The organism is bacterium (genome assembly GCA_037143175.1).
Lineage (GTDB): Bacteria > Verrucomicrobiota > Kiritimatiellia > CAIKKV01 > CAITUY01 > JAABPW01.
In genome coordinates, this window is sequence record JBAWZF010000097.1 from 1 (window position 1) to 3644 (window position 3644).

The 3644-nt window shown below is 55.7% G+C and carries 4 protein-coding genes; 2 read left to right on the top strand and 2 right to left on the bottom strand.

Annotated features, from left to right (window positions below):
• Positions 1–360: 360 nt before the first annotated feature.
• Entirely contained in the window at positions 361–528 is a 168-nt protein-coding gene (locus tag WCI03_15135) for a hypothetical protein (protein MEI8141185.1), read from the bottom strand.
• 211 nt (positions 529–739) lie between these two features.
• Between WCI03_15135 and WCI03_15140 the strand changes: the two genes are divergently transcribed.
• A complete protein-coding gene (locus WCI03_15140; protein ID MEI8141186.1) occupies positions 740–1510 on the top strand; it encodes a type IV toxin-antitoxin system AbiEi family antitoxin in 771 nt (256 codons plus the stop codon).
• Positions 1503–2438, top strand: a complete 936-nt coding sequence (locus tag WCI03_15145; protein MEI8141187.1) for a nucleotidyl transferase AbiEii/AbiGii toxin family protein — start codon at positions 1503–1505, stop codon at positions 2436–2438. The genes WCI03_15140 and WCI03_15145 overlap by 8 nt, the downstream gene beginning before the upstream one ends.
• 394 nt (positions 2439–2832) lie before the next feature.
• Here the strand turns inward: WCI03_15145 and WCI03_15150 are convergent.
• A partial coding sequence (locus WCI03_15150) for a WYL domain-containing protein (protein MEI8141188.1) occupies positions 2833–3644 on the bottom strand: 812 nt, incomplete at its 5' end.

Sequence of the window (3644 nt, forward strand, 5' to 3'; positions counted from 1 at the left end):
GGATCATATCGAAGGCCTCCTCGGTGGACTGCGGCAAAAGGTGAAGTTAGTGAGATATTTATCATTTGAGGGCTGACCCCGATCCTCCACGCCAGAGGGATCCTTCTCCCAGGGTGTTATCCCAAGCCTGATGGTCACCGCTCAGCGTCAGGGTAAATCCCCGCTTCAGTTCTTCTATACCCTTTTCACTGAAAATCCCGCCTCCGCTCAAGAGGCTCTTTTTCGAAATCCGCCAAACACCTCTTGACGCTCGCTTCACCGCGCGAAAACTAAAACGGCGGCTCTCTCCGCCGTCCGACAAAAGAAATCATCTCAATTGCAGGGGGCTAAACTGTTACCCCGTCCGGTGATGTGACCGTGTCAGAACTTCTCACCGCCTACAACCTTTTCTGCGATTCCCAGGGCTGGCAGCCCGTTCCAGTTCGCCAGTTTGAAATCCTGGTTTGTGATCACATGGTATCGCTCCATCACGCCCACAAACGGACCGACATCCGGCGGAATGACAAGAACCAGCGCGGCTACGCCCACGTCGTTCTCCGGGATGGCAATTATGTCGAGACATCCCCGGAACCAGACAAGGACGAACTGATACCCTTCTGACAGCCATAACCGAATGAAAGATTCTGTTGTGTTTATGGTTGATATTGTAAACGTTAGGTGTACTTTATAGCTTCTGATTCAAACAAATAAGATAATGTGGTTTTTAAATGGATGTTTAAGTAAACCTTGAGTTGTCATAATGGAATCTAAGATAAACAATTTACTACTGAAGTGGCCAAAGGGAACTGTGGCGACGGCACCGTGGTTGCGCGAACTTGGCATATCCCGCCAGTTGGCCCGGCGTTATGCCTCATCCGGATGGATTCAGTCCATAGGCTGCGGGGCCTTTATACGTACCGGTGACGCCGTGAGCTGGCTCGGTGGTTTTTACGCACTCCAGTCTCAACTGAAACTCAGCGTTTACGTAGGCGGCGATACGGCACTATCACTGAACGGCCTGGGACATTATTTGCCAATGGGAGAAGAATCGATGGTTCATCTGTTCAGTGAACGCCGGGAGCGACTGCCCGCCTGGTTCAAGAAACACGCATGGGGTGTGAAGATCCAATATCACCGACCGAGCCTTTTTAAATCAACCGACCAGGTTGGGTATATGGAGGTCGAGCGCGGTGAGTTCTCCCTTCGGATCTCCTCGCCGGAACGTGCGATTCTGGAGATCCTCCATCTGGCAACCACCAACGATGCCATCACGCATGCAGTTGAACTCATGAGCGGCTTAAGCACACTGCGCCCGCAAGTGTTGCAACCCCTGCTCGAGGGGTGCAGTTCAGTCAAAGTTAAACGTATCTTCCTCTGGGCGGCGGAGTCGGCCGGACATGAATGGTTCAGCCGACTTACACCGGAGCGCCTTGATTTAGGCAAAGGGAACCGCTCTCTTTATCGAGGTGGACAGTTTAACTCGAAGTACCGGATCACCGTTCCGAAAGAGGAGGAAGCAGCCCATGTTTGACCCCGTCTATGTTAAGCAGGCGAATTTACTACTCAGATGCCTTCCTGAAATCGGGAAACAACCCTGCTTTGCACTCAAGGGTGGAACAGCCATCAACCTTTTTCTACGCGCCATGCCCCGGTTGTCGGTGGACATCGACCTGACCTATCTGCCGTTATCCGGCCGCGACGAGGCGTTGAGCGGCATCACCCTCGCGATGGAGGCCATCGCGAAAGACGTGATGAATCGGATAGCCGGGGCCCGAGTACAAGTCAACCGGTCACGTGGGATGGCCACAAAACTTGTGGTATCACTCGACGGGGTTCAGATCAAAGTGGAGCCGAATCAGGTTTTACGCGGAAGTGTGTACCCCCCGGAGAAACGGGATTTGAGCGACGAAGCGCAGGCATTCTTTAACCTGTTCGTGTCAGTACAGGCACTTTCCCTGGCCGACATCTATGGTGGCAAATTGTGTGCCGCACTGGATCGTCAGCATCCGCGGGACCTGTACGACGTGCGCCTCCTATTGGCAAACGAAGGACTGACGCCGCAAGTCCGGCGGGCCTTCGTGGTGTACCTCGCCTCACACGACCGCCCGATGCATGAGTTGCTTGATCCGAAATTCAAGGACATCACGCAGGTCTATGCCGGCGAATTCGCCGGGATGACTCACGACGAGGTATCGGTTCAGGCCCTCTGCGAGACGCGAGAACGGCTCGTGACCCTGATTCACGCAGACCTCGATGCTGATGAGAAACGATTTATTCTATCCCTGAAGCGTGGTGAGCCGGAATGGGATGCGCTCGGCATCACGCATCTCCAGAAACTCCCGGCCCTGCAATGGAAACTCCAGAACATCAGGCGAATGGAAGAGGGCAAGCGCAATACGGAGTTGGAGAAGCTCCAAAAGTTGCTTGGGACAGGCAGCCAGTACGGAGTTTTGCACTAAAAACGCTTTGCTAAACAGTTTAGCATGGGTTTTTATAGGATCTGGCCAGTTGTTGAAGAGTTAATCCTTTCCATCGCCGACAAGATAAAGGGAGCTTAATGTTACCCGTGGCGGCCAACATCGCGACCGCGAAGCCCGCGCCGGCTGCTTCCTTAAGCCACCGTCCAGTCTTAATGCGAAGTTCCTAGCTTTTCGCGATACGTTCGCTCTTGCCATCCGCGATCCAGACTACCCGGTTCGAGACCGCCAGCATGGCATGGTCATGAGTGTCATATTGCATGACGTGATGGAGATCTCCTCGGTGCCGAAAAATGATGGTTTGGTGCCGTACCACGTAGAGTTGAGTCGAAGCACTCCCGAGGTGCTGCCCCCGCCCTCGAGGGTGAATTCTGTTTCATTGCTGTGCCCGGAGTCCATCCCGCAGTTTCTCGGCGACCCGATCCCGAAGACTCCGCGGGGCGAGCACCTTCACGTCCGGCATCCATGACAGGATCCACCGCACGAGTTCCTTGCGTCCCGTTGTTTCCAGCCGCAGTTCGACGCGACCGTCCGGGCGCATTCGGAACTCCTGGCTGGGGTGCCACTGCCGCTCGGTGATGTAGACCGCCAGTTTGGGCTCGAACAGCAGCCGGACCTTGATTAGTTCCTCGCCGCCGACGATACCGAATGCCTGCCGGGCGTACGTCTCGGGGCAGAACTCAGCCGGACGCGTGAAACACTGCCCCGTTACCTCGATTCGCCTGAAGCGCGACAGGGCGAAGGTTTCGATCCTGGACTTGGCCGTGTTCAGTGCCAGCGCATACCAATTCCCGTGGTAGGCGAGCAGGTGATAGGGGTGCAGGTCGTACTCGGATACCCGCCCGTCGAAAGTCTGGTACGTCGCCCGGATCGTCTCGCGGCGCTCCACGCAACCCGCCAGTTGCGCCCACACTTCGGGATCAATGCGCACTCGGTCCTCGGGCAGGATCCCCACATGTTCGCTGAGCCAGTCGGGTTCGATGGTGATATCGCCTGCCAGCGACTCGGCGATTTTATCCAGGACTGCCCGCATGTCCAGGTGTAGGGGTGTGCCTTCATAGTGTGCCAGCAGTTTGCGGGCGAGGCCGAAGCTGAAGGCCTCCCGGCGTGTAATCGTCACCGGGGGCAGTGTGTAGGTCTCATCGGTCAGCCGGAACCCTCGTCTAATTGCCAATTGCCAATTGTCGA